Source organism: Streptomyces flavofungini, assembly GCF_041028215.1.
Classification (GTDB): domain Bacteria; phylum Actinomycetota; class Actinomycetes; order Streptomycetales; family Streptomycetaceae; genus Streptomyces; species Streptomyces flavofungini_B.
The window spans coordinates 1-2,420 of sequence record NZ_JASKYR010000843.1 but is presented as its reverse complement, the minus strand read 5'-3'; the positions used below and the strand labels follow the sequence as shown (position 1 = coordinate 2,420).

Here is a 2,420-nt window from a genome sequence, read left to right as displayed (position 1 = left end):
GCCCAACACACACGGCTGAGGCGGGGACCTCCCCGGGGGCGGGAACCTGTCGGCCTCTGGCGGAAGCGGGCCTTTAGGGGCGCGGGGAACTACGCAACAGAGGCGAGAGGTGCCCGCAGAGTGCAAGCAGCAGCACAGGCCCCCAGGGGCGCGGGGAACTGCGCGAACCGAGCGGAGAGGTGCCCGCAGGGTAAGGCAGAAGCACCCGCACCCCCCGGGAGGACCGTGGCGGAACGCCGAAGGGGCGGTCCACCCCCCTCGGGTGGACCGCCCCGGACTGTGCGGCTCGCGTCAGACCTTGAGCGGACGGATCGCCGTGGGCGCATGCCCCGGCTCCGTGGCGAGTTCCTCGAACTCCTTGACCGCACTGATGTCCGCGGTCGGGCTCATCGCGATATTCGTGATGCGCTCAAGGATCGCCTCGACGACCACCGGCACCCGGTACTCCGCCGCCAGCTTCTTGGCCTGCTCGAAGGCCGCTCCCAGCTCACCCGGCTCCGTCACCCGGATCGCCTTGCAGCCGAGGCCCTCGGCGACCTTGACGTGGTCGACGCCGTAGACACCCAGTTCCGGGCTGTTCTGGTTCTCAAACTCCAGGTTGACCTGGAAGTTGATGTCCAGGCCGATCTGCGCCTGGCGGATCAGACCGAGGTAGGCGTTGTTGACCAGGACGTGCACGTACGGAATGCGGTGCTGCGCCCCGACCGCCAGCTCCTCGATCATGAACTGGAAGTCGTAGTCACCGGAGAGCGCGACGACCGGCGTCTCCGGGTCGGCCTTGGCGACGCCGAGCGCGGCCGGGATGGTCCAGCCGAGCGGGCCCGCCTGGCCGCAGTTGATCCAGTGCCGCGGCTTGTAGACGTGCAGCATCTGGGCGCCGGCGATCTGCGAGAGGCCGATCGTCGTGACGTACCGTGTCTCGGGGCCGAAGGCCTTGTTCATCTCCTCGTACACGCGCTGCGGCTTCATCGGCACGTTGTCGAAGTGCGTGCGGCGCTGGAGGGTCTCCTTGCGCTTCAGGTGCGAGGCGACCCACTCCGAGCGGTCGGGCAGCCTGCCCTCGGCCTTCAGCTCCTTCGCCACCTCGACGAAGAGTTCGAGCGCCGCCTTCGCGTCGGACGCGATCCCGTAGTCGGGGGCGAAGATCTTGCCGATCTGCGTCGGCTCGATGTCGACGTGCACGAACGTGCGGCCCTGGGTGTACACGTCCAACTTGTAGCCGGTGTGACGGTTGGCCCAGCGGTTGCCGATGCCGAGGACGAAGTCCGACTCCAGGAACGTGGCGTTGCCGTAGCGGTGACCGGTCTGCTGGCCGACCATGCCCGCGTTCAGGTCGTGGTCGTCGGGGATCGTGCCCCAGCCCATCAGGGTCGGCACAACAGGGGTGTTGGTGAGCTCGGCGAACTCGACCAGCAGGTCGGAGGCGTCGGCGTTGATGATGCCGCCGCCCGCGACGATCAGCGGCCGCTCGGACTCCAGGAGGTAGCCGATCGCCTTCTCGATCTGCGCGCGGGTCGCCGACGGCTTGTAGACCGGCAGCGGCTCGTACGTCTCGATGTCGAACTCGATCTCCGTCTGCTGGACGTCGATCGGCAGGTCGATGAGGACCGGACCCGGACGGCCCGAACGCATCAGGTGGAAGGCCTGCTGGAAGATGCCGGGCACCTGCGCGGCCTCCAGGACGGTGACGGCCATCTTGGTCACCGGCTTGGCGATCGTCGCGATGTCGACGGCCTGGAAGTCCTCCTTGTGGAGCAGGTGCGTCGGCGCCTGGCCCGTGATGCACAGGATCGGGATGGAGTCGCCGATCGCGGAGTACAGGCCGGTGATCATGTCGGTGCCCGCAGGGCCCGACGTGCCGATGCAGACGCCGATGTTGCCCGGGTTGGCCCGGGTGTAGCCCTCGGCCATGTGCGAGGCGCCCTCGACGTGGCGGGCGAGGGTGTGGTCGATGCCACCGCCCTCCTTGAGCGCCTTGTAGAAGGGGTTGATCGCGGCGCCGGGGACACCGAACGCGTTGACGACGCCCTCGCGCTTGAGGATCTCAACTGCCGCGCGGACAGCGGTCATACGAGCCATGGGGTTCTCCTGCTTCGACAGCTTCGACAGCTTTTACTGCTGCCGGATACGGCTGGCGGATCCGGCTCCCGTCGCGCCCCGCGGTGAGCTTCTGTTTCCGCATTGTGGAAATAATGTTCTGCTATATGGAAGCAATGTAAGGGGGTGCGGCGAAGACCGTCAAGAGACATCCGCGATACGGCCGTCGGGGCGCCCCGGCGGGTGGAGGATGGATGAACGACGTACGACGGGCGGTGAAGACGATGACGGCGAGCGGCGTCCCGGTACGGTGCCCCGGCTGCCGGCGCGAGCACCTGTACGAACCCCCGTCCCTCCCCTGCGTCTGCGGAGCGCCCGTGGCC

1 protein-coding gene is annotated in these 2,420 nt (G+C 67.9%); it reads right to left on the bottom strand.

What is annotated here, in order from left to right:
• Positions 1 to 291: 291 nt before the first annotated feature.
• A complete protein-coding gene (gene gcl, locus AB8Z36_RS35370) occupies positions 292 to 2,070 on the bottom strand; it encodes a glyoxylate carboligase (protein ID WP_369217488.1) in 1,779 nt (592 codons plus the stop codon).
• Positions 2,071 to 2,420: the final 350 nt, after the last annotated feature.